The following is a 24,596-nucleotide window of genomic DNA, read 5'->3' on the forward strand; positions in this document are numbered from 1 at the left end:
GCAGACAAACTATGCGTATCGAGTATGAAGGCATTTCCTTGTGGTATGGAAGTCCGGATGCCCCTGCACCCCAGGATAATATTTCAGCAGGGAAGCAAATTTCAGTAACTGTGGGTGTTTCCCCCGCAGATGCCAGTAACAAGATAGAAATTCGTTACCAAGTCAATCAGGGTGAAACTCAGGTTATTACGGCTCAATATGTCCCCCATAAGGGCGATCGCCGAGTTCAATACTTTCGAGTTTCTCTTCCTGCTTTCAATCCTGGTGATGTAGTGGAGTATACACCAGTTTGTCGCTGTGCTGGTCGGCAGGTTCCTCCTAGAGATGGGCTTGAGGGGTTTACATCCTCCTTTGTTATGGAAGCGGGAATCGAAAGAGAAAACGATGAACCCGGCTTAAAGAAGGATAAACCGACACCATCCAAAGACCAAATTACTGAGAACATTACTAATTCTCAGAGCGAAGACATCCAAGAACCTGTCCCCTCCGACCAAAGCAGCCCATCCCGGCTTTCATCTCGCAAGAAAATGCGCCTTAAAAACTTGACTTTAGGCATGGCTGAGGGAAAGCACAAGGCAAAATTAGAACAAATGTTCGCAGAGACGGAAGGAGAATTTAAGCAACTAAAAACTCGTCTGGAAGAAAGTGAAGAATTCGACCAAGAAAGCATCCAACGGCTGACATTTAACGATGACTTAGCCGAAGTCATGGAGGATCGAGAAGATTTAGTCGCAGCATTCGTTCATAACGATCAAACTAATAGCTTGCGCGAAATTGCCCTGAATATTAAAAAAGAAGACCTCAAAGTATTAATCAAAAGTACCAGCAACGAAGAAGAAAAAGAAACAATAGCAACCAGATTACAGGATAGGTTGTTCCGCAAAGCACCAACTGCCGTTATTCACCGCATGGTTCGCGATCGCGAATTGGAAGAAGAAGAAAATGTTTGCCAAGGTTTATTGAAGTTCTTTGAAACCAACCCCGATCTGGATTTCCAAAAGACTTCTGTACTTAATGTCCTCAAACAACCAGAAGTACTCAAGGAAGTAGCACCAGAAGACAGAGTAAAAGTCGTTAATCGCCTCAAAAGTATGCAGCGACTTTCCGCCATAAGTCCTAAAGCTGAAGCTTTACCCAAGTTAATGAAAGTGGGATTAGATTCCGCTTATGCGATTAACGAAGTTCCCTTAGAACGTTTTGTAAATCTATATAGCGAGCAATTAGGTGGAGTAGATGTCGCCAAAAGCATTCATGCCAAAGCTCAAGATATATCAGTAAGAAACGAACATAGTTATGTTGCTTTGCGCCAAGCAGTGACAGGTGTATCAGTCAATATGATAGATGGGGGACAATCTGTAAATCTCCGTCAATCTCTTGCTTTGCAAATAGCTAGTGAGAAAAATATTCCCATCAATTTTGAAACACTTTTTGGTAGCGTTGACTTATGCGAATGTCAACATTGTAATTCAGTTTACAGTCCAGCAGCTTATCTAGTTGAATTATTTCAATATCTACGCAACAATAACCTCGATCCTGAAAATAATAAAACTGGAAAAGACAGAATTAAGAATACGCCACTAAAAAAATTCTTCCGCCGTCGTCCCGATTTAGGTAAACTACAACTTACTTGTGAGAATACTAATACACTCATTCCCTACATTGATTTAGTGAATGAAGTCATGGAAAGTTTTGTGGTGAACTTAGAAGATTATGAAGATGATAACCACAAACCCAAACAAGCAAAAATTGCAGTTCATAATGTTATTGACGAAAGCAGTGGGGAATTATTAGCCGAACCCCAACACACAAATTATAGAGCATACAGAATTCTCAAGAATGCGGTTTATCCAGTTTGTAAACTCCCTTATCATCAACCCATTGACGCTACCCGCCAATACCTAAACTTCTTGGGGACAAGTCGTGTTGAGCTTTTTGAAACATTTAGAGCGGATATTGATTACAAGCCGGAAGAAAATGCCAGTGATACGGAAATCGAACGTTTAACTAGGATGAAAGAGTTAAAAATTCAGTCCGTAGATCGAGGAATTGCTGCGGAATTTCTCCATCTTGTAGAGGAAGAATATATCATCCTTACTAAAGAAGGTTTTCACACTAAGGAATGGTATGAACTTGACGAAGAAACAAGTTTAAGCCAATCACAATACGAGCAAAAAATTGGTTTAAAAAATACCTGGGACTACTATGGCATCGATAATGAAAATCAGATGCTAGGAGAACTAAAGTGGGTTAAGCCTGCTCAAGATAGCGGTATGCTTGGTTTTCTGCGTCGGGTTAATATGCAGTATGTCGATCTAATTGAACTATTAAAAACTCGTTACATTAATCCTAATTATTTGTCAGGTAAAGCACTGGCATATATGAATAGTATTAGATATAGTTACCGTTATTTGCAAACTCTAGTTGATAACAAACAAACTGATTTAAAGGCAAAATACCAAAAGTTAGTTAAACTTTTACAAGCAGATTTAGTATCTGATTCCACTAATCGATTTGATAAAGCTTATGTAGAATGTTGGGTGTATAAATATTTTGCCAAAATTGGGAAGCTAATTGTATTAGAAGATGCTTCTTCATGTAATTGTATTGAGGGAACTATACGTTTATTAGTAATATATAAGGGTGATGATGCTGGTTCTTACAGAGACTTAACTATTAATAAAAAATGTCAAATATATATAGCTAAATCTAATCCTAAAAAGTTCGTTGGACATTTAGATACCAACTCAGGAAAATTAATATTAGATGAAGCTTTTACAGATGAATTTTCAGCCATAGCAGATAGAGGAGAATTCTCAGGCAAAAATGGAGAAACTGGACAAATTAAAGATTTAACCTTATTTTTTAGACGCGAACCCTTTATTTGTAGTAACTATCAAGAAAGCTGTGATATTTCTCAAACTCAACTCAAGCATCTGGATGGGACAGATTTAGTAACATCTGAATACGATAGAATGCACCGTTTTATTCGGCTATGGTGCAAACTAGACTGGACAATAGCGGAAGTAGATCAAGCAATAACTGGAGTTGGTGAAACAGTTAAGAATCCACCTAAAGGAATATCTAATTTTACAGCCAGCAATAATTTTGTTAGTTTCTCACCGAAATCGCTTCCAGAAGATCAAGAAGATGAAAGAGAAAAAAACATAAGATTTATTACATCTAATAAAAAGCAATTAAAACCCCTCAGAACTGATGAAGATATTACTCGTTCCCCAAATACTCTTATAAAGGATTTTGCACCTAACCCCCCAGGAATCGATGATGATAATCGCTTATTTCCTCGTACTACTGTAGATGACTTCAAAGCTAAGATACCAGATGTTAATCCTGAAGATTGCAAACCAGAACCCATTTCTCAAGTATTACAAGACATCACACCTTACTTGATTGAACAATTAGTTGCAGTCAAAAAATTACAAGAAATTACAGGACTCGAACTTGCTAAACTCTTAACTTATTGGACATCTATTGGAACAGAGGGAGAAAATTCTCTTTACGAACAATTATTCCTCAAATACAACTTAATAGCAGTAGATCCTGTCTTTCAGGAAGAAGAATTCGGTACTTATTTGACCCAAGGAGAAACTTTCAGCGATCATCTACCTGTACTGATGTCTGCATTGAAAGCAAGTAGTGCCATGCTAGAAAAAATCGTGGCTTATGCTGGAATCGCAGATGAATTGACTCTAGAAAACGTTTCTCACCTATATAGGCATATATTGCTTGCCAAATCATTAGGTATACGAGTAGAGCAGTTACCATCAGTATTAGAGCTAATTAAGAATCAAGCTCATCCCTTTGGTAAACCGACTAACACTCTAGATTTTTACCAGTTGTTTTTCCGTATAGAAAATTCGAGTTTTAATGTCAGAGAACTCAATTACATCATTAGAAATGAAGACGATTTAAATAGACCCCTTCGTCCTGATATTGGTGAGCTATTCCAATTGGCAATAAATTTGCGCCACACCCTCTTGCAAATTGAAATAGATCATCCTGATATTAATGATGATGAGGAAGCAACTGAAGAATTGTTAAGAAATAAGTTAAGTTTACTATTTGATGATAATTTTGTTGAGCAAACTGTTGGTCTTGTTCAAGGAACAACTGTATATGAAGATAATACCCGGAGAAAATATAGTACCAAGTTAAGTGAAAGCGATCGCAATAAAATTACTGATTTTTTACAAGCAGAAAGGAAAAAAGAAGAAGAAGAAGCAGGTGGAGAATTTCAAACCTTTTTAGCAAGGGTACAATTTAGCAATACTAAAGGACTGCAAGTTACGGGAATCCTCAGTGAAAGTGATAGGGAACGACTTATTTCTTTAGCAGATAATATTGAAAACGATGATGACCGAGAAAAATTCATCATCGTAATAAATAAAATTCTGGCACAGCCAATACTGTTTTTTAAAGATACTTTTTCATCTATTTTTGTTGAAGATGCAGAAAATGCCCAAGCAGTTCTGTTAGCAGAAGATACTATTGCTAGCGAAGGTCAAGAAGATAGCTCAATAGAAAAGCGTGCTTTTCTGATGCGTGCTTTTTTACCTTATTTACGAGAACAACTGCGCCAGCGTCAGGTAACTCAAATATTGACTTCCGCTTTAGGACTAGATCAAGACATAACTGAAAAATTGGTGATGGAAGTCATCAAAACGGACAATGATGAGGTCTTATACCAAGAAATCATTCGTCTCAAAGAGCAAAAAGATTCTTTAGAAGAAGAAGAAACATTAGTTTGGCAAGGATATTTTGTCCCAGAAAAAGAAGGAAAATATACGTTTTTATTAGAAGCAGAAGGAGAAGCAACACTAACCTTCAGAAATCAACCTCTTTGGTCTGAACCTGAGCGAACTGATGACGAACAAATCAATTATTACCGCAGCCAAGAAATATTTCTCAAAGCAGGTATTGCCTATCCTTTTGTTTTGCAAGGCTATGACGAAGATGAAACAGGAAAGATTATTGGTTTATTGATGAAATTCAATGACCAACCACAAACCAACATCTCAGATAAGGTTCTTTTCCCAGCATTAAGAACAGAAGCCTTCAACAAAGCATATATAAAACTGCACAAAGTTGCCATACTCCTAACTAGTTTTGACATGACTTTGGAAGAACTAGAATTCTTGTTGGAATTTAGTGATAATTTTGCACAATTAGATTTTAATACTTTCAGTTTTCCGCAGTGGTTACGATTAGAAGCTTTCTATCGCCTGCACAAAAGCTTAAATACCAAAGAATTAAGTTTGCTCGAATTTATTCGCTGGACACATCAAAAAGAGGAATCAGAAACAGAACCATCAATCGCTTCCCAAATTAGTACTTTAACAGGCTGGGAACTAACTGATGTTGAAAAGTTAATCCAACCAGAGCATTTCAACTTATCCCATCCTCAGCATTTTCGAGACGAAACAAATCTACTGAAACTGCAAGCTACTTTAGACATTTATCATAAAATTGGTGTCGATCTTTGTCTTTTATTTCAATGGGGTAAACCTACTTCTAACTTTAACTCAAACCGTAAAATTTCAGGTAGCATTCGAGAAGCCATTCGCGCACGATACACCCAAACAGAATGGGAAGAAGCTATTAAGCCCGTACACGATCAATTGCGCGAAAATCAAAAACAAGCTCTTATAGCGTACTTATTAGCCCAACCTGTGCTTTTGGATTGGGGTGTAAGAGATGCAGACAGTTTATTTGAATTCTTTTTGATTGATGTGCAAATGGATGCCTGTATGGAAACCTCACGGATAAAACAGGCGATCTCATCGGTACAGCTTTATGTACAGCGATGCTTCTTGGGATTAGAAGCAAAACATGGGGTGGGTTCAAAAATTCTCGATCGCCAACGTTGGGAGTGGATGTCCCGCTATCGAGTTTGGGAAGCCAACCGTAAGGTATTTCTTTATCCTGAAAACTGGATACGACCAGAATTACGGGATGTTAAAAGTCCATTCTTTGAGGAATTGGAATCTGAATTACTGCAAAATGATGTGAGTCAGGATACCGTTAAAAGTGCTTTGACTAAATATATCGTTCAAGTTGATGAAGTTGCTAATTTAGAAGTAGTCGGACAATTCATAGAAGGGGAGGGTAATGCACGAAAACTCCATGTTATAGGCAGAACTCGTAATGCACCTTATTTCTTTTATTATCGCTATTATGAATTTTATGATAAGTATTGGTATCCTTGGGAAAAAATAGAAGTTGATATTCCTAGTATTGACATTGAAGACGACAAGGGAAGTTTAAAAGATAATGGAACTTTTGTAATGCCAGTAGTATGGAAGGATCGTTTATTTATTTTCTTTCCAGAATTTATGAAAAAAAACTGGAATAGTCCATTAAAAGAAAAACAAAAAATTGCTGATGGAGCAGAAAGAAATAAGCTTAGTGATACTTTACCTTTATTTTATTGGGAGATAAAAATTGCTTGGAGTGAACGTAAAGAAGGTAAGTGGACTCCAAAACAGTTATCTAAAAGAGCTATTAATACTATAGTATTTAGAGATGACGTGGGCGACAGATATAAATTTGATTTGTTATTAGAGCAAGATAAATTTATATTCGCTCCATTTGTAAAAAGTAATAGCATTAACATCCAGCCATATTATTTGGGGAGAACCTCGAAAGTATGTGAAGAAGTATTTAATCCTGACAGTTATCAATACTTCAAAAGATATATTGACTACCCAACAGAAAGAAGAAGTTTAAATAGGTCTTTTAGGTTTGATGGAACACAAATAAGAATCGGAGAAAGGACTTCAAATACAATACCCGACCTTTGGGGGAATATTTATCGGTTTCACGCCTTGATTCAGGATAACTCTCCATTTTTATTTCCAATTCAAGCCACTAATAATGAGAGCAACCCAGGCAATGAGCTTGAACCATTTTTCTGGGAAAAAGACGGTGACTCACAAATACTAGCTTCTGGCATCTTAAATTATAGGTTTCATCATCCAAAGACTAAAAGACTATTAGGTCACTTAAGAAAAGATTGGTTAAATAAGATATTTGACAGCTTTATTCCACTGAATCACAATAACTACGGCTCTAATGATGGCATCCAATACCATGAACTAAAACGTCCCTATGCTATTTACAATTGGGAAATTCTGTTTCATTCCGTTGCTTTATTAGCTGATAATTTATCCAAATCTCAACGCTTTGAAGAAGCGATGAACTGGTGGCATTATATTTTCGCTCCCATTAATGTAAAAGGAAATATTAGAAAAGTCTGGAAATTCCGACCGTTTAGAGCTACAGATAGCAAAAATGTGTTGCAGAAAATATTCGATCGCCTCGATCCCAATACTCCAGATGATGAAATTACGGAATGGCGTGAAAAACCATTCCAACCCCATGTTATTGCCAGATCGCGCCCAACTGCCTACATGAAGTGGGTAGTAATGAAATATATTGACAACCTTATCGCTTGGGGTGATTCCTTATTCCGTCAAGATACGATTGAGTCTATTAACCAAGCTACTCAACTGTATATTTTAGCAGGTCATATCCTAGGTCCTCGCCCTGAGATAATTCCTAAACGTGGTAACATCCAGCCAAAATCATATTTAGATTTAGTAGATGAATGGGATGCCTTTTCTAACGCGATGGTTGATTTGGAATTAATCTTTCCCTTTAGTAATCAAATTGAAGCACCAACTATTCCTGATGGTGAACCACACTATATAAATATCTATGGATTTGCTACCACATTGTATTTTTGTATTCCAGATAATCCCAAATTATTGGAATATTGGGACACCGTTGCCGATCGCCTTTTCAAAATTCGTCACTGTCTCAATATTGAAGGCATTTTCAGAAAACTTAACTTATTTGAGCCACCCATCGATCCAGCTTTATTAGTACAAGCTGCGGCACAAGGACTAAGTATTGGTAGTGTACTTAATGACCTCAGTACACCAATGCCCAATTACCGTTTTAATTATTTGCTAGCCAGAGCTTTAGAAGTAACTTCCGAAGTCAAATCCTTGGGAAGTGCCCTGCTATCTGCATTAGAAAAGAAAGATGGGGAAAGTCTTTCCTTGTTGCGATCGCGCCATGATACCAATATTCAAACATTGATGATGGAAGTGAGAAACAAGCAACTGGAGGAAGCCGAAAAAAGCCTTGATAGTCTGGAGCAAAACCGCAAAGCCCCTGAGTATAGACTTCAACATTATCAGCAACTCATTGACGAAGAAGTAAGTGTACCGGCAGTAGATGCAGAATTTACTGAAGTGGAAAATCAGATAGAGGTGAAAGACGAAGGTGGATTAAAGTTGCTCCCACCGGAAGCAGAAGAAATGAAAAAAGCTAAACTCTCAGCAGACTTACAAACTGCTGTAGGGGCTGTAGAGGCTTTAGCTGGTATTTTAAGTCTTATACCAAATAATCAGTTTAATTTTCAGCCATTTGGGGTTGGAGCCAGTATCATATGGGGAGGACAAGATTTAAATAACGCAACACGAGCTATTGCTAGGGGTCTGCAAATTGGAGTAAATCGTACCTCTTTTCAATCTTCCGCTGCTTCTCGAAAAGCAGGTTATACACGTCAACACCAAGACCGCATCTTCCAAGCTAACCTTGCTGGTCATGAACTAATGCAAATTGATAAACAAATTACCGCTCAGAAAATCAGGAAGGAAATCGCACAACTAGAAATTGATAATCACCAAGTACAAATCGATCAAACAAAAGAAGTCGAAGAATTCATCCGCACAAAATTTTCCAACGAACAACTTTATCAATGGATGAGCGACCAAATTCGAGACTTGTATTATCAAGCTTACTCCTTTGCTTATGACTTAGCTAAGAAAGCAGAAAAAGTTTATCGCTTTGAGATGGGACTTTCAACTTCAGATTTTGTTAAATTTGGCTATTGGAATAGTGCTAAAGAAGGATTCTTGGCTGGTGAGCAGCTCTATTTAGCTTTGAAACAGCTAGAAAATGCTTACATCGAAGCCAAGCCACATGATTATGAAATCACTAAACACATTTCCCTTCAACAACTCAATCCCTTGGCTTTGATTCAATTGAAAGAAGAGGGTGTATGTGAGTTTAATCTACCAGAAGAAATTTTTGATTTGGACTACTCAGGACATTATAAGCGACGAATTAAAACTGTTTCTGTTTCAATTCCTTGCGTTGTTGGTCCATATACAAGTCTCAATAGTACTTTACGCTTACTTAAGCACGAATACCGTAATAGTAAGATCGCAACCAATTATCCGAAAAAATTAGATGAGGCAGATGAACGTTTTATTACCAACCCAATTCCCATCACGGCGATCGCCGTTAGTCAGGGACAAAATGATAGCGGTACTTTTGAACTAAATTTTCGGGACGAACGCTATTTACCTTTTGAAGGTGCAGGAGCTATTAGCAGTTGGCGTTTAGAGCTACCGCAAGAATTTCATCAGTTTGATTATCAAACTATCACAGATGTGGTGATTCATTTACGTTACACTGCCTGTGAAGGAGGGACTACACTCAAAACTGCTGCCATAGAAAATTTGAATGAGTATGTTAAAAATGCCTCCGAATTAAGCAAACGAGAGGGACTATTTCGTATGTTTAGCTTGAAGCATGAATTTCCCAGTGAATGGTATCGTTTTCTAAATCCCCAACCTGAAACCGAAAGCCAAATTCTTATTCTTGGTAATCTTAGAGAGCGTCTTCCTTTCTTTGCCAATAGCCAAAAAGTGAGTAATGTTACTATCCAGAGTATTATGCTCTTCGTTCCACCCATTGATAATGAACTAACTGTATCCCTACTTCGGTTTGATCGAGCAGAAAATGTTGATGTTGAGAATACAGATCCAACTATTACTTTAGGAACTGGGGCAAATATTGGTCAACTCAAACAATATACAGCAACCGATCTAGAAGAGAATATCAATGGATTCTGGGTACTTTCAGTCAATGAATCGGAGTCTATTACGGCAGATGTTCTCAGCGATGCTTGGCTGGTTATTAAATATCAGCTCAAGGGGTGACAAGCAAGCCTCACAGGGTGACCTCAACAGCAACAAGGGCAACAAAAAGGCTGGCGTGTTCTCAAGGTTGATGATTAATACTTCTGACACTCGCCCGTTAAATCGGAGATATTGCAACGATACAAGGATTGTATAGTTACCATAAATTCAATGGCCGTGTCACTATAGGTATTTGATGCTCCCCTACATCCAGTTCTTTCTTGGTTTACCCACTGCTCTATTACTTCATCATAAGCGCCAAAATGTGAGGCTCCCTCTCTGTCTTAGGGAGGCATTGTATTCAGACCAGTTGCTGAGGAGGTACTTAGATTTGGACTTACTCATGTCTATGTTGGTTTAGATTTGTTGTACCATGCACTGTTATTTCTATCCTATTTGCTTTTGCTCTATTTATGCAACAAAGCCTAACTTTATTGTAAATAATACAACTTTATTATTAATTATGTAACTTTATTATTTAACCACACTGACTCCTAAAATCAAGCAATACTCCCCCGCTTCCGAGTTTCCTTATAAGAAGTTCCCACATTTTTCAAACCTGCTTTAATCATTTCCTGCTCCAACAAAGCAAAGAAACTCGCTCGATCGCCTCCCCTAACCACTGCCTGATTATGAGCTTCCGCTAATACCACCGGATAACCATAACCTTTTTGCACTTGAGCTAACATCATTCCTAACACTAACTCCAACATTTCTTCATCCTCAGCCACCCATTCGGGCATATCAATTCTGGCAACTTCTGTACCAACATTCACATAACAAAAATAGATAATATTATCCCCATATAAATCCAAAATTCTAGCCGAAGATTGCCATAAAGGACTTCTTTGCCCTGGTTGTAATATAGAACCCCAAAATACCACATCTCGCAAAGGTTCAAATGACTGACAAGGAGCTTTTTCTGTAAAACCAAACCCCCCCAACCCCACATTAGGGCAATAACTAACACAGTCAGGCTCATCATAAATACAAGCCTTTAAACGTAAAAAAGATAAACTTTCACTACTTCGAGAAGCACTCAAATAACCTATCAAAGGAATGCCAGCTAATTTTAATTTATTCCAAGCATCTAAAATAGGATTTAAAATTCTATCTCTTGCTTCCGAAGGCAAAGATTCTAAGAACCAATAAATTAACGAACCATCAACCATCGCTAATATTGGGGAACCTAAATTATCAGAATTATTTTTCCTCCATTCACAACCTAATTCTGACAAAATCAAAGCCTCAGAAATAGTTCGTCGATAACCCATCCATTCTTCAGTTTTAATTCCCCATTGTCGAGAAATATAAAGGTCATCCGCTTCATAAAAAATTTCTGGGATACTATCTAAAAGCGGATAAATACTTTCCCCATAATGCAACATTACTCGCCCAATATTTAACAAATAACAATAAGCAATTTCATGGTGACTTGGAGCTATTTGAGAACCGTCCGTAGCAAATACCGTATGAACTTTCGGAGGCAGATTAATTAGAGGATAAGTATCTAAAGATTCTATCGGAAGAGCAGGATTAAAAAGTATGCGATCGCTCCAAGTTTCCTCTAATTCTAGTAATTTTTCCTGTTCATTTTTTGCTTCTTCCAATAATTCTTGAGCTATATCTAATCTATTTTGAGCAGCTAGAGCTTCTTTTGTCAGATGTTGACTCATCCCTTGCATTTGTTGCCCTAGTTTTGTCAGATCTAGCATAGTTTCAATTTCCTAATTTTTAGATAATTAAGTAGTTATTATTTGATGAAAGTAGGGAGGTTCCATCGAACCTCCCTACAAAGATTGTAGTTATTAATTTTGTATTCTATCTTTATGAAAATTGTTCTAATGTTAGTAGAATAATACCATTGCCAAATTTTAAGTTTTTTCTTAATTCTTAAGCTACCTTCCTAATTCTAAATTCTTGAAAACCTTGCCTTTTAAGGCGAAATATTTTTCGGTTGTTGCTCAAAATTATCCCTAGAAAAACCGCTTCTGAATTCTAAATTATTGAAAAATTCCTCTTTTAAAGTGAAATATTCTTTAGAGTGTTGCTCAAACCCGCTACAAAAACAACTTCTGACTTCTGATTTCTGATTTCTGACTTCATTTATTTCCATCCAGAAAAATCCTGACAAAACTGAGTAGAAGATAATAAATGAATAGGTGGATGTTCAGCTACAGAATCTCGTTCTTTCTGAGTATTGTAACCCCAGTCTGCCAAAAATAATTCTACTTCTTTTAAATCTGGTTGTTTTTGCACCGATAGTAAAGTTTTCAATCTATCTTCAACAAACCAAATAATTGCACCTTCACCTAACTCTGCCAATAAAATTCTTAGAGTTTCATATTTCGGACGTTTACATTCTTTACCAATAATATCTGCTTCTGTTAGATTAACACCTTGTTTTTGCAACAGAGAACGAACAAACCTGCCCTCCTTAGTTGTTACAATAAACAGTTTAACCTCCAATACCATTAACTCTTTTACCTTTTCCACAACCCCTGGATAAAATTCATGTAAAGACAACCACCCTTCTAAATCTTTTGCTATCCATTCATCCCTAGTACTATCTAAACAACTACCTATTTCTGCTCTATCTAAATTTTCTTCAATAACAATCTTTTCAGCGATCGCTTGCCATTCCTGAAAAATACTTTCTTCCTCAATACCTAATATTAAAGCTCTAATCAAAACAGGCATTTCCCAACCAATTTCAATAACAGGACGTAACCGATAAAATTTTTCTGCTAAATCATTATTAGGTATTTCATCCGATGGTTGCCAAATTTTGCAGTAGGTACGCCAAGCAGTTTGAAAATATTCAATCAACCCGTTACATAAAACACCATCAAAGTCAAGAGCTAAAAGAGTAGGAATTTTTGTTGGCATAGTCATTTCAGTTATCAATTATCAGTTATCAGTACTTCCTATAATAGGGAGAAAATCCTAAATTTCCTTTTTTATCCCCTTTATTTGGGAGGCTATTGACCTTATTTCTTGGTCAGCAAATTTAATAAGTAAATGGGATTATTATTTAGACTAACAGAGTCAAAGTCTATAAGGTTGCTAATAATGTTAAATCAAGGAAACTGAATATTAGCAGTTACTAGCTACTCTTCTCAATCCTGAAACATCATAAACTTTGCTATATTTTGATTTTCTATTTCTAAATATTATTTAATTATCAGAGAGTTCATTAAAAAAAATATACAATTACCATGCATTTAGGGAGGAGGAAGTAGGGAAATAAGGCAGTAAAACTTTCCAAGTCTAGTTCAAAAATTGGATAATTTATTTTTTGCTATTCCATAATGAATGCTAGGTATTGAGTAGTTATAGTTCTCGATGAACATTATATTTTCCATCTTCGTAGATAGAGGAAACACTTTTGAAGATTAGTATTGCAGCTAGACATTAGCTAATAGCCATGGAATATTGCCCAATTTCTATTATAATGACAAATCTAAGAAGAATTTGCCTAGATATCCTATATCTTTTTGATCGATAGCCTCTTATAGATGTTGCATTTCTTAACAAAACATAGTTTTTCTGCTGTAAGTATGGTTAGAATAACTACAGGTTTATTAAAATTTAAGAATTCTAAATTATCAGAAGGCCAAAAAGTCAAATGTAGTGGTTCTGATTATGTATAGATAAACCAAATTTAATGATGGAGATGTAAAATTATGAGCACTAATGGAACTATGACAGAAACTAATAAGACTACTGATACTAGCAGTAAACCTAACACTCAAAGTAGTCAGCCAACAAAATTGGAGCAAGGATCTCAACAACGCACCACTTTACAAGTAGAGACTAAACCAGTACAAGAGAAACAAGCACAAGATACTCAAGACTCTGGAAAATTAGCCTTACCTGGAAATCGTCCTATTGGTACAACTCATCTTAAGTATACTCGCACAATTTCCAATCGTCCGATAATTTCAACTGGTCTTCAAATTGACCATACAATGTCTGCTTCTGGAATTCGTCCAGTAGTAGTTAGTGGATTAGAAGTTCATGGTACGATTACAGCCTCTGGAGTTCGTCCAATTGGTACTAATCATCTCAAAGTTGAGCAGACTTTGATGAATCGTCCTGTTGCTTCTAATCAGATTGATAATGAAGGGTTGATGGGTTTTTTAGATTAGAATTTAACCATTAATATAATTTAGAAGGCGTGTCTAAAGATTATTAATTTGCTGTGTTTGTCAAGATTTCAAATATTTTGGCAAACTATAATTAAGTAATAAGTAATCAAAGAAAATTAATTGTATATTTTCTGTTTTTTATTCCCAGTATAGTATATTATGCTCTATCCTAACAAATGTTAGATTAATTTTGCACAGGTACTAATTTTATTTCAATTAAATTTATACCAGTATTAAATGATTTGTAAAAAATTGAGAACATAGATAAAAAAAAGTTAAAGTTTTATCTACTTTTGCCAAAATTATAAGATGCTTTCTACCGGATTCAAATCAAACCACTCCATATTAGCATCAGTAATTTGTTTGACATAAACTAATAGGCATTTAAAATGCGTATTAGCAAGTTAGAAGTCAGAAGTAATAAAAATTTTCCTTTGAATGAGGCACAGAATAATAAGTCGTTTAAATGCACAACAGCTTAAAATTGAGAATTATGAGTAATTATTCTACTAAATTTCATCCATATAGCTTCAAACTTTTCTACCTCATAGCAATATTCAGTATGATGATTGTAATTAGTGGTTGTAATTCTTCATCTCAATCAACAAATAATCCAGAAAACCCAGAATTAGAAAAACAAGTTTTACAGATTATTCGCAATAATCCAGAAGTGATAATTGAATCAGTACAAGCTTATCAACAGCAACAACAGCAACAACAGCAGGCTAGTAGACAGGAAATATTACAAGAGTTTAAAAATAATCCTCAAGAAGAAATTGGTAACTCTCCTACTTTTGGTTCTACTGCTCAAAAAATTGTATTATTTGAGTTTTCTGATTTTCAATGTCCTTTTTGTGCCAAAGCACAGGAAAATCTCAAAGAGTTTATGGATAAGCATCAAGATAGAGTAACTTTAGTATTTAAGCATTTACCTTTAACCAGAATTCATCCCCAAGCAATACCAGCAGCAAAAGCATCTTGGGCAGCTCAACAACAAGGAAAATTTTGGGAATATCACGATGCTTTATTTGAACAACAAGACAAATTAGGAGAAGAATTATATTTAGAGATTGCTAATAATTTGGGTTTAGATTTAGATAAATTTAATAGCGATCGTAAATCTGAAGCAGCAACTACTTCAATTGAAACTGATATTAAATTAGCTCAAAAAATTGGTGTTTCTGGTACACCATTTTTTGTGATGAATGGAGAAACTTTTTCTGGTGCAGTCAAACTGTCTCAGATGGAGGAGACTTTAGCTAAAGTTAGTCAATAAATTTAAGTCTAGAAAAAATTAAAAATGGATGGCTTGAATAAAAAGAAAGAAGGGAAAATTGAATTGGGATAGCCAACGGAAAGACGCTCCACTTCTTATCATCCCAAGCAATTGTAGATACCGTATAGACTATTTGTTATTAAACCCATAATTGAAAAGATAATCCATCTATAAAATACCTCTTCAATCTTGCCTATAAACTCAGTTTTATAACATTATTTTGTCAAGGTATTGTACAAGCAATTTATTATCTTTGCGAATATTAAACTTTTTGGCGTTGGTAAATGGGTCATGTTTATCTTTCAAATGTCTATGAAAAAAATATCGTTATAAGATTCATAAATACTGAAGAGCATTACCTAATTACCAATCCCAATTTTTTAGTAGGAGAACTAAGAACTGAGTCAGAAGGTAGACATAAGCAATAGGGAAAAAGGTTCAATACTCCCCTATTTTCTATCTCAACCCTATTTTTTTATATATCCTAATGTGTTATATGATTAGTGCTTGTACTTCACTAACTTAATCAACTGAGTATGGAAATAAACCCAGAATTAGAACAACAAGTTTTACAGATTATTCGTAACAACCCAGAAGTAATAGTTGAATTAATACAAACTTATCAACAACAACAACAGCAACAACAGCAAGCTAGGCAACAGGAAATATTACAACAATTTAAAAATAATCCTCAAGCAAAAATTGGTGACTCTCCAACTACTGGTTCCACTGCTCAAAAAATCGTCCTATTTAAGTTTTCTGATTTTCAATGCCCTTTTTCTGCCAAAGTACAGGACAATCTCGAAGAGTTTATGGATAAGCATCAAGATAGAGTAACTTTAGTATTTAAGCATTTACCTTTAGCAAACATTCATCCTCAAGCAATACCAGCAGCAAAAGCAGCTTGGGCAGCTCAAAAACAAGGAAAATTTTGGGAATATCACGATGGTTTATTTGCACAACAAAACAAACTAGGAGAAGAATTATATCTAGATATTGCTTATAGTTTGAATTTAGATATAGAACAGTTTAATCGCGATTATAATTCTCAAGCAGCAATTAATTCAATTCAAGAAGATATTCAACTGGCTGAAAAAATTGGTGCTTATGAGACACCTTTCTTTGTGATGAATGGAGAAACTTTTTCTGGCACAGTAGAATTGTCTGATATGGAGAAGACTTTATATTAGCTAAAGTTAGTAAGTAGATATTTTGCCTGGTTTTGCAAGATGCAAAAGGCGTGAAAAAAGATTTAATTTTTACTTTTGCTAAAGGTTTAATCTTAAATCTGGTAGTATTGGTATAAATAAAGTATAGAAATCAGGTTTATATTAAATCCCCTACCATACTGATATCTTTCTCCCACAAACCCGGTTTCCTATAACACTCCAAAGCAAGTAGGTTTGATATAAATCAATCTCAAGCTCAAAAAAATTAAAAATGGATTGTATAACCCATTTTTAATTTTAATAATTTTTTATTAAACTATATTTCTTGTTATTAAACAGTAGCTAACTCAGGTTCAGGAACAGGACGCTTACTGTTACGAATACCATCAATTGCATCTGCATAATCATCAGCTTTAAATACAGCAGAACCTGCAACAATAGCATTAGCACCAGCTTCTAACACCTGCCAAGTATTATTAGTCTTAAGGCCACCATCAACTTCAATCCAAGGATTGAGTCCCCGCTCATCGCACATTTGACGGAGCTGACGAATTTTGGGTAATACTCCAGGAATAAAACTCTGGCCTCCAAAACCAGGGTTAACACTCATAATCAAAACCAAGTCACACAAATCTAGAACATATTCAATTAATTCTAGAGGTGTAGAAGGATTAAGAACGACACCCGCTTGCTTACCTAACTCCTTAATTTGGCCTAGAGTTCGGTGTAAATGAGGTGAAGCATTATGTTCTGCGTGAACAGATATAATATCTGCACCTGCCTTAGCAAAATCTTCAACATACTTCTCTGGTTCCACAATCATTAAGTGGACATCAAGAGGTTTTTGAGTCACAGGGCGTAGTGCTTTGACAATTAATGGACCAATAGTAATGTTAGGCACAAAACGGCCATCCATTACATCAACATGAATCCAATCAGCACCAGCTTTATCTACAGCTCGGACTTCATCTCCAAGACGGCTAAAATCTGCTGATAATATAGATGGGGCAATAACAATAGATTTCTTATTTCCGTTTGTCATAAGAGTAAACGCTTTCCTACTTATTATGAGTTACTGTAAATTTTAACACTAATTTAATTATTTATTATCAGAATCTGTAGATGGAGAAGTCCTAGTTTAGTTTTTAGGTTTGATTCAGGAGAAATTTTATCCAACCATTGTTAGGATCCAAAAGACTATGCTGGTAATTTAAAGTTTGACTAAAATTCTCAACAACTATTTAGGATGTATGTATTTTTTATATAAAAATGAAAATCTAATGACTTGGAGAAAAATTATTTTATTACTAATAGAAAGATAGATAATATAGCAGTAATATTTGAGTTGATTATCCATTAATTAAAATTTCCAAGATAAATGTATATTAGCTTAAGCATAATCTTACAAATTTTAATTATGTAAATACTGCCAAAAAATTCACTTTGACCGATAACCCAAATAGCTAAAGATGAAAAATACTGAGCAACTTGAAAACTCTCACATCAACCGTCAAGAACTATTTTTGTTAGTAACTCCAATATTAGGATTGTTTCCTGCAATGTGGATTTTGTTTCGTCAAAAGGCTAGTCCACAACATATAGCAGTAAGCCGATTAATTGTGACTTTAACTTTGATTTGGTTATTAGGAAATATTTTGTTGCAATTAGGAGCCGAAATAGGGGAATCTGGGACTATCACCTTGTTATTAATAAATAGCCTACTAACTACTAGCTACTTCATAGTTACTTTCGGACTAATGGTTCGGATTTGGAAAAGACAACCTTTATGGCTACCAGGAATTAGCCAGATAGCAGAAAAAGTAGTAGGTAAACATTTATGATTGTTTAAGATCCTATTAAACTGTTGAAAATTGAAATTTTCAGCAAAATTTCTCTGACAAAAAACTCTATTTTAATACTTATTGTGTGAGGAAACCAGTGCCCGCTAATAAATTTTTAAATTCAACTGCTAGTAAAAATTCAACAACAGAAAAACACCAGAAACAACCTTCCCAATTTACTCCCAAACGTTGGTTTGGCTTAGGTTTAGGTTTAGCTGGAGTGGCAATGATATCTGCTACGGCAGGCGCTCTATTAGCAGTATCTCTTTCTAGCACCCCACTAATGCAGCAAAGACTATCTCCAGAAGAAGCAGCAGTATTTTCTCAACAAGATTTGGCCAAAAGCAGTATGAGATTGCCACAGTTAACTCGGCCTGTCAATATATTGTTACTGGGAATTAAGGTATTAACATCAGACTTAGAAGAATATCCCCATGATGAAGACCTAGGATATCATGCTTTGGTTAATTCTTTTAAAGGATTATCTGATACGATGCTTCTAGTAAGGTTTGACCCTAAAAATCAGAAGTTAACCTTACTTTCTATTCCCAGAGATACTCGAACTTATGTAGAAGATCGAGGCTTAACTAAGATTAATGCTGCTAACTATTATGGTGGACCAGCCAAAAGTGCAAAAGCTGTTAGTGAGCTTTTGGGTGGAGTAGGTATTGACCGCTACATTCGGGTCAATGTACAAGGTGTAGAAAAATTGATCGACGCTCTTGGGGGTGTCAAAATTCATATACCTAAAGACATGAAATATCAGGATGATAGTCAACACCTGTATATTAATCTTAAAGCGGGTGAACAACATCTCAGTGGCGACCAAGCTCTACAATTTCTGAGATTTCGCTATGATAATTTAGGGGACATTGGGCGAGTCCAACGTCAGCAACTTCTAATGCGAGCTTTTATGGAACAGTCGGTTAATGTCAAAACTCTATCCAGACTGCCAAAAATTCTTTCAGTAATTCAGTCTCATATTGATACAAATTTGAGTGTAGAGGAATTAGTAGCCTTAATGAATTTTGCTGCTAAGATTAACAGACCTAATGTACAGATGTTGATGGTGCCTGGTGAGTTTAGCGATCCTGAAAAATATAAGGCTAGTTACTGGTTGCCCGATCTGACAACTCTAGATAATATGATTGCTAAACACTTTGACTTTGGTTATGATCGTTGGGAAGTAGAAAATTTAAACTCTAACTATATTAGAGTAGCAATTCAAGATAGCACTGATAATTGGGAAACTGTCGATGAATTAGTTAGGTCTCTCAATGATTCTGGTTATTGGAATGTTAAAGTTGCTAAACCCTGGAGTAAACCTTTAGAGGTAACTCGAATTATTGCTCAGAAAGGAGATATTCAAGCAGCACAGGCAGTTCAAAAGTCTTTAGGTTTTGGAGAAGTTTTTGTGGAAAGTACGGGATATTTAAGGTCAGATGTAACTATTCAGTTAGGACAAGATTGGTTGCTAATTAAAGATGAATCTCGAAATTTACAAAATCAAAATTGGTAACAATTACTATTGTTTACTATTGTTATTTGACTGTTGCAAATTTTGCAGTTAGGGCATTAAAGTTTGAATATACTCAAATTTATTAGGACATTCCACTGGAATGTCTCTAACCTCAGAAAAAGCTGTATCAAAATATTTTGAATATTAGCAGAAAATTGAGTTTTTTATTGAAAAAGATTTTAGTTATTTGGTAAGTAAGTTTTACTGAGAGAAAGTAAAAGTAGTAAACAACCAACCTGAAATAACCAAGGAATCACATTAAAAAACCAAATTAATCCAATGATTCCGATACAGGGTGCTAGTAGTTTAGGAATGCCATCAAAGGTTTTGACATCCGTATTGAAACTGACAAAAATAGCCAGACAAGAAATACTTAAGGGAATTATATAGTTTAGGTACATGGTATTTCTGAATTTTTGACATAGATAAATAGTACAATTGTACAACTAATGAATATCTGGACAAACTAAGTGTTAGCTTAGGAATTTATAAGTTTGAGATTAATTTTCGGCGACTTTAATGACACAAATAAGTTTTTTTTTCTGAAAAGGAAATCGAAGTATTGATTAGAAAAGGGATAAAAAATCTTTACTCAGATTTATAATAATTCTCAACTAGAAAAAGTCGGTCGGGACTGACGCAAGCAAAGTAAGAAACTAGGTTTGTTTAGATATGTCTATTGTTATAAGGTGTTCTAAGGAACCATTTTTTCTAGAAATCAGACTTCTTTGTCTAAGTTCTATTAACATTATTAATTCTCAATCTGGGAAATAATTTTTGTTTCCAAATATGATATTTGAGTAGATTTTATGCCAAGATTTAGGATGGTGGAAATGCTCAGATCTGATTGATAATTAGACAGTTTAGAGTAAGCAACAAAAATAAACAAAGAATTAATTTATGGCTCTTAATTTCTGCCTTTCCTGTATTCTCCACACTCCTTTGATATCAAAGCTAAAAAACCTACCTTTGTAAGCTCCCCCCCTCTTCCCCCTCTCCCGATCATAGATCCCAAATTGGTTCTATAGGTTTGCCCACGCATCCCCGTGACAAAAACAACTTCTGACTTTTGACTTCTGATTTCTGACTTCGTTAACACGCCTGGTATTACCTGTCCCCTAAAACCTAGCAGTTTGTATCTGACTCAGAACCGAAAATTGCTATATCAAATTTATTCATCAGTAAACCAATTAATTCCAGAAATAATTCTGGTATCTTAAAGTATTCAAAGAAACCAAAATACTTAATCTAAGTTATTTAAAGTACATTACTTAAACTTGTTAATCATGTTAGGTAAATTTTTCCGCAAACCAGAACCAGAACAAAGCGATCGCGTTCCTCCTGGTCAACACTTGGCTAAAGGTTTCCCCGTACTAACCTATGGTGAGACTCCTAATATTAGTACTGATCAATGGGAATTAAAAGTATGGGGTTTAGTTAAACCAATTACCTTTAATTGGTCAGACTTAATGGCCATGCCACAAAATCACTTCACAGCAGATTTTCATTGTGTTACTCGTTGGTCAAAACTTGATGTTCAGTGGACAGGGGTCAAAGTCACAGATTTTATGAGTCATCTAGAAGTCGATCCGAAAGCTGTCCATATTATGGAACATTGTTATGGGGGTTACACCACTAATATTTCTGTAGCTGACTTCCTTAGAGAAGAAAATTTCTTTGCTCACACTCTATCTGGTGAACCATTACCTGCCGATCATGGTGGTCCCATGCGATTAGTAGTTCCTCATCTCTATGCTTGGAAAAGTGCAAAATGGATTAATGGGCTAGAATTTCTAGACAATGAAGAATTAGGTTTCTGGGAACTTAATGGTTATCACAAACGTGGTGAACCTTGGGCAGAAGAACGTTATGGATCTATTTAAGGAGATGGAGAGATGGTTAGAGAGGATTTTGAAAAAAAACATCTATTAATAACTGAATTTGGTATCATTCCATTAATTAGTAACATCACCTTAGTAATTACTTGGATAAGTTAAAGGTGATTAACTGTGAACCTATCCCACTAATAATATTTTGCTGAAAAGCCCAAATATTCTTAAAGATAAAAACAAAAAATCCAGCTTTTCAGGAAAATTTTACTTAAATAAATAAGTATTTTTAGAATAGTGCGATAGGTTGCTGGAAAAAATATTGGGAGAAAAAATACAAGATAGTTGCATCCACTTACGATTCTCCCTGATACCTTACTAATGCTTTCTTAGAAATTTATAAACCGTAATTTAGATTGGATAGACAATTCATTAAAAATGTTTTGGATGTATCCGGACAAAAAATATAATCAAGCTGCATTCACCTGTTACGATGCTAGCGAGCAAAGCCATTTTTGTAAACCCGGTGAAAATTGGGGAGCTTTTACAGCAGATGAATGTGACTGGATTATTTCACTTTCACAAAATTTAGCAACAGGTCAAAACTATATAGTTAAAGCTACTAACCCCAGCTATCGTCAAGTTAGTGCTTGGAAAATATCTCAAAATCAAGAAACAAATTGGGTTTGGCAACGATTAATTAATAATGTTATATATGCAAATAACTCTTGGTGGAATTATGATATTGTAGGAATTTTAGAATCTATACAACTAATTTGTTATGACAGCACAAATAGTTCTCATAAGATTCAAGATAATTGCGATTTACATATAGATAATGAATATCCTTTCTCTTTTCGGAAAATTTCTTTTTCTGTGGAATTATCTGAGCCTAATAGTTATGAGGGTGCAGAACTAAGTTTATATGTACAAGAAAATCCCAAAATATTACCTAGAAGTAGAGGAACAATGATTATGTATCCTTCATTTATTTTGCATGAAGTTACACCAATTATTAAAGGAAAAAGATGGGCACTTATTGGTTGGGTAACAGGTCCTCAGTTCAGATAATTTTCCAAATTTAAGTAGGAAATAGAGAAAAGGTGTATAAGAATTGACATCCTCCCCGGCTGCGCCAGCGTAGGATTACTACTGAGCCGAAGTTCTTTGGTAGGTGACGCTTTGTGTAAATTTTATAGAGCATTAAAATTAAGATAATATGGTTTGGATTTCTCCTCAACAAAAATATCGTCAAATTAAATACGCTTGCTACGACGCTAGTCAAAAAGAGCATTTTTGTAAACCCGATGAAAATTGGGGAGCTTTTACAGCAAAAGAATGTGAAAAGGTGATTTCTTTATCAAAACAAATAAAGCCATCAAAGCCAACTGTAGATGGAAAAATAAAGCCTGAATTTCGTCAAGTAAGTGCGTGGGGTGTGAGTTATTCAGAGTCAACAAGATGGCTTTGGGAAAAGTTAGTAAATAGTGTTAAATATGCTAATAGTAAGTGGTGGAATTATGATATTTACGGTATTGTAGATCGTCTAAACCTTTTATGTTATGAAGCTAGTAACAATCAGACAAGTATTCAGGATCACTACAATAAACATATAGACAATGGAGAAATTCATTATTATCGTAAAATTTCTATTTCCGTTCAACTTTCTGATCCCCAAGATTATGAAGGTTCAGAACTGAAGTTGTACACTCAAAGAGAAGCTGAAAAATTACCAAAAGCTAGAGGAACAATGGTTTTATTTCCTTCTTTTATTCTCCATGAAGTTACACCAATTATTAAAGGCAAAAGATGGGCACTTATTTGTTGGGTTTGTGGTCCTCAATTTCGATAATTTGAGAAACTATAAATGTAAATTGTAAAATAAGTCTAAAAAAATCTTGGTACATAATATTTGAAGCACAATAAACTCCATTAATAACTTTTATATCGATATAGTTATTACTTGAGTTTGTTTTCACAAACAAGAACCTATCGACCCTCAAGAGCTTGAGAAAGTCTGTTAAAATACTGTATGACAGTAAAAATATTCCTTCTCCCAACTTCTTCTTAGCTTTATACCAGTAATGACTGAAAATAATAAACCTCAAAACTATCCAGCATCTCTAGAAATTATCCCTGGGTTTTCACCTTGGTTAACTCCCTTGACTTACTTTCTTGTATGTAAGGTTCTGTTACCTTTTTATTTCAACATAAAAGTCAGGGGTAAAGAAAAACTGCCTACTAACAAAGAAGCAATTATCCTTGCACCAACTCATCGTTCTCGGTGGGATCCTCTAATTATGGCTTATATGGTAGATTTAGTTAGTAACCGTTACCTGCGATATATGGTTTCCCAAGAACAAACAGAAGGTTTTCAAGGTTGGTTTATTCGTCGCTTGGGTGGTTTTCCCGTCGATCGCGATAATCCAGGAATATCTAGTATTCGTCATAGTGTTAAACTTCTGAAAGAGGGGGAAATTTTGGTACTATTTCCCGAAGGAAAAATATATCCTGAAGATAATGAAATTCATTTTATTCAACCAGGAGTTTCGCGTATAGCACTACAGGTAATATCTAGTGGTGCTGAACCGAATCTTAAAATTCTTCCTATTAGTATTTTATACGATCATCCTGCACCCCCACCCTGGCGGTGTGATGTACAGGTTAATATCGGCGATCCTTTAGAAGTTAAAGATTATCTTGGTAATTCTACAAAGCAAGCTGCTCAGGAACTTACCACAAATATGGAACTTTCTCTGAAGCAATTACATAAAAAGTAGAGAAAGAAGGAGTCAGGA

16 protein-coding genes are annotated in these 24,596 nt (G+C 35.3%); 10 read left to right on the plus strand and 6 right to left on the minus strand.

Going from position 1 to position 24,596, the window contains the following annotated elements; all coding sequences use genetic code 11:
- Positions 1-11 precede the first annotated feature (11 nt).
- Positions 12-10,034 (plus strand): Tc toxin subunit A-related protein, encoded by a 10,023-nt coding sequence (locus tag ACP6PL_RS22790; protein WP_426547575.1) that lies wholly within the window; start codon positions 12-14, stop codon positions 10,032-10,034.
- A gap of 74 nt (positions 10,035-10,108) precedes the next feature.
- On the opposite strand, the gene ACP6PL_RS22795 is transcribed toward ACP6PL_RS22790, so the two are convergent.
- The 4 genes from ACP6PL_RS22795 to ACP6PL_RS22810 all read right to left on the minus strand — a co-directional run bounded on the left by ACP6PL_RS22795 (position 10,109) and on the right by ACP6PL_RS22810 (position 12,902).
- Positions 10,109-10,255 (minus strand): hypothetical protein, encoded by a 147-nt coding sequence (locus ACP6PL_RS22795; protein ID WP_426547602.1) that lies wholly within the window; start codon positions 10,253-10,255, stop codon positions 10,109-10,111.
- Positions 10,256-10,513: 258 nt separating this feature from the next.
- On the minus strand, positions 10,514-11,728 hold the full coding sequence (locus tag ACP6PL_RS22800; protein ID WP_426547576.1) for a DNA double-strand break repair nuclease NurA: 1,215 nt from the start codon (positions 11,726-11,728) through the stop codon (positions 10,514-10,516).
- 221 nt (positions 11,729-11,949) lie between these two features.
- Positions 11,950-12,129, minus strand: coding sequence for a hypothetical protein (locus ACP6PL_RS22805; RefSeq protein WP_426547605.1), 180 nt, complete (start codon positions 12,127-12,129; stop codon positions 11,950-11,952).
- A complete protein-coding gene (locus ACP6PL_RS22810) occupies positions 12,120-12,902 on the minus strand; it encodes an HAD family hydrolase (protein WP_426547603.1) in 783 nt (260 codons plus the stop codon). The genes ACP6PL_RS22805 and ACP6PL_RS22810 overlap by 10 nt, the downstream gene beginning before the upstream one ends.
- Before the next feature lie 797 nt (positions 12,903-13,699).
- Between ACP6PL_RS22810 and ACP6PL_RS22815 the strand changes: the two genes are divergently transcribed.
- From ACP6PL_RS22815 to ACP6PL_RS22825, 3 genes are all read left to right on the plus strand, one after another.
- Entirely contained in the window at positions 13,700-14,164 is a 465-nt protein-coding gene (locus tag ACP6PL_RS22815) for a hypothetical protein (protein ID WP_426547577.1), read from the plus strand.
- Positions 14,165-14,726: 562 nt separating this feature from the next.
- Positions 14,727-15,440, plus strand: coding sequence for a DsbA family protein (locus tag ACP6PL_RS22820; RefSeq protein ID WP_426547578.1), 714 nt, complete (start codon positions 14,727-14,729; stop codon positions 15,438-15,440).
- A gap of 536 nt (positions 15,441-15,976) precedes the next feature.
- Positions 15,977-16,630 (plus strand): DsbA family protein, encoded by a 654-nt coding sequence (locus ACP6PL_RS22825; protein WP_426547579.1) that lies wholly within the window; start codon positions 15,977-15,979, stop codon positions 16,628-16,630.
- Between the two features lie 310 nt (positions 16,631-16,940).
- Here the strand turns inward: ACP6PL_RS22825 and rpe are convergent, their stop codons facing one another.
- Positions 16,941-17,651, minus strand: coding sequence for a ribulose-phosphate 3-epimerase (gene rpe / locus ACP6PL_RS22830; protein ID WP_426547580.1), 711 nt, complete (start codon positions 17,649-17,651; stop codon positions 16,941-16,943).
- 427 nt (positions 17,652-18,078) lie between these two features.
- On the opposite strand from rpe, the gene ACP6PL_RS22835 reads away from it, so the two are divergent.
- Both ACP6PL_RS22835 and ACP6PL_RS22840 read left to right on the plus strand, forming a co-directional pair.
- Complete coding sequence (locus ACP6PL_RS22835; RefSeq protein ID WP_426547581.1) at positions 18,079-18,450, plus strand: hypothetical protein; 372 nt, start codon at positions 18,079-18,081, stop codon at positions 18,448-18,450.
- Between the two features lie 97 nt (positions 18,451-18,547).
- Entirely contained in the window at positions 18,548-19,969 is a 1,422-nt protein-coding gene (locus ACP6PL_RS22840; protein WP_426547582.1) for an LCP family protein, read from the plus strand.
- 179 nt (positions 19,970-20,148) lie between these two features.
- Here ACP6PL_RS22840 and ACP6PL_RS22845 read toward each other — a convergent pair whose 3' ends face one another.
- A complete protein-coding gene (locus ACP6PL_RS22845; RefSeq protein ID WP_426547583.1) occupies positions 20,149-20,370 on the minus strand; it encodes a hypothetical protein in 222 nt (73 codons plus the stop codon).
- Between the two features lie 885 nt (positions 20,371-21,255).
- On the opposite strand from ACP6PL_RS22845, the gene ACP6PL_RS22850 reads away from it, so the two are divergent.
- The 4 genes from ACP6PL_RS22850 (at position 21,256) to ACP6PL_RS22865 (ending at position 24,578) form a co-directional block, all read left to right on the plus strand.
- Positions 21,256-21,852, plus strand: a complete 597-nt coding sequence (locus tag ACP6PL_RS22850; protein ID WP_426547584.1) for a sulfite oxidase-like oxidoreductase — start codon at positions 21,256-21,258, stop codon at positions 21,850-21,852.
- Between the two features lie 384 nt (positions 21,853-22,236).
- Positions 22,237-22,869: a 2OG-Fe(II) oxygenase gene (locus ACP6PL_RS22855; protein WP_426547585.1), complete on the plus strand. Its 633-nt coding sequence runs from the start codon at positions 22,237-22,239 to the stop codon at positions 22,867-22,869.
- 148 nt (positions 22,870-23,017) lie between these two features.
- Positions 23,018-23,650: a 2OG-Fe(II) oxygenase gene (locus ACP6PL_RS22860; protein ID WP_426547586.1), complete on the plus strand. Its 633-nt coding sequence runs from the start codon at positions 23,018-23,020 to the stop codon at positions 23,648-23,650.
- Between the two features lie 232 nt (positions 23,651-23,882).
- On the plus strand, positions 23,883-24,578 hold the full coding sequence (locus ACP6PL_RS22865; RefSeq protein WP_426547587.1) for a lysophospholipid acyltransferase family protein: 696 nt from the start codon (positions 23,883-23,885) through the stop codon (positions 24,576-24,578).
- The last annotated feature ends 18 nt before the right edge of the window (positions 24,579-24,596 follow it).

Origin of the sequence: Dapis purpurea BLCC-M126 (assembly GCF_050015975.1) — a bacterium.
GTDB lineage: Bacteria > Cyanobacteriota > Cyanobacteriia > Cyanobacteriales > Microcoleaceae > Trichodesmium.

What these genes read in the sequence shown, in the direction of transcription:
- ACP6PL_RS22850 (WP_426547584.1), top strand. Translation starts at nt 21,256, where the DNA reads ATGTTAGGTAAATTTTTCCGCAAACCAGAACCAGAACAAAGCGATCGC.
- ACP6PL_RS22855 (WP_426547585.1), top strand. Translation starts at nt 22,237, where the DNA reads ATGTTTTGGATGTATCCGGACAAAAAATATAATCAAGCTGCATTCACC.
- ACP6PL_RS22865 (WP_426547587.1), top strand. Translation starts at nt 23,883, where the DNA reads ATGACTGAAAATAATAAACCTCAAAACTATCCAGCATCTCTAGAAATT.
- ACP6PL_RS22810 (WP_426547603.1), bottom strand. Translation starts at nt 12,902, where the DNA reads ATGCCAACAAAAATTCCTACTCTTTTAGCTCTTGACTTTGATGGTGTT.
- ACP6PL_RS22825 (WP_426547579.1), top strand. Translation starts at nt 15,977, where the DNA reads ATGGAAATAAACCCAGAATTAGAACAACAAGTTTTACAGATTATTCGT.
- ACP6PL_RS22800 (WP_426547576.1), bottom strand. Translation starts at nt 11,728, where the DNA reads ATGCTAGATCTGACAAAACTAGGGCAACAAATGCAAGGGATGAGTCAA.
- ACP6PL_RS22805 (WP_426547605.1), bottom strand. Translation starts at nt 12,129, where the DNA reads ATGGAAATAAATGAAGTCAGAAATCAGAAATCAGAAGTCAGAAGTTGT.
- ACP6PL_RS22790 (WP_426547575.1), top strand. Translation starts at nt 12, where the DNA reads ATGCGTATCGAGTATGAAGGCATTTCCTTGTGGTATGGAAGTCCGGAT.
- rpe (WP_426547580.1), bottom strand. Translation starts at nt 17,651, where the DNA reads ATGACAAACGGAAATAAGAAATCTATTGTTATTGCCCCATCTATATTA.
- ACP6PL_RS22815 (WP_426547577.1), top strand. Translation starts at nt 13,700, where the DNA reads ATGAGCACTAATGGAACTATGACAGAAACTAATAAGACTACTGATACT.
- ACP6PL_RS22835 (WP_426547581.1), top strand. Translation starts at nt 18,079, where the DNA reads ATGAAAAATACTGAGCAACTTGAAAACTCTCACATCAACCGTCAAGAA.
- ACP6PL_RS22845 (WP_426547583.1), bottom strand. Translation starts at nt 20,370, where the DNA reads ATGTACCTAAACTATATAATTCCCTTAAGTATTTCTTGTCTGGCTATT.
- ACP6PL_RS22860 (WP_426547586.1), top strand. Translation starts at nt 23,018, where the DNA reads ATGGTTTGGATTTCTCCTCAACAAAAATATCGTCAAATTAAATACGCT.
- ACP6PL_RS22820 (WP_426547578.1), top strand. Translation starts at nt 14,727, where the DNA reads ATGATGATTGTAATTAGTGGTTGTAATTCTTCATCTCAATCAACAAAT.